Origin of the sequence: Micrococcus sp. GbtcB5, assembly GCF_019091605.1 — a bacterium.
GTDB classification, from domain to species: domain Bacteria; phylum Actinomycetota; class Actinomycetes; order Actinomycetales; family Micrococcaceae; genus Micrococcus; species Micrococcus luteus.
Map to the genome: position 1 here is coordinate 1 of NZ_JAGXJK010000153.1, position 289 is coordinate 289.

General features: G+C 75.1%; 1 protein-coding gene. It reads left to right on the top strand.

What is annotated here, in order from left to right:
- Positions 1-72: 72 nt before the first annotated feature.
- The coding region (locus KVS67_RS14185) for a hypothetical protein (protein ID WP_254629363.1) at positions 73-289 on the top strand (217 nt) is incomplete at its 3' end.

The following is a 289-nucleotide window of genomic DNA, read 5'->3' on the forward strand; positions in this document are numbered from 1 at the left end:
CAGCCCGGCCGCCAGCCCTCCACCGTCCGCGCTCGAGAGCCGGAGGCCGCTCGATTACTCGGATCCCAGGTGATGGTCGCGCTCCAGGAGGGCTTCCCCCAGCTGGCCCTGGCCCTGTGGGGGGCCCTGGCCCGCGACGCGTTCACCGCGCTAGGCCAGCTCATCCGGGAGACCGGCGCGCTGCAGGACTGGCCACCCGCCGGGGCAGCGTCTCTGTGGGTCGCGCCCCCCCCCCCGCCACCGCCCGAGGATGTGGCGCAACGCGCCCTCCAGTTCGGGGTCTCGCAAA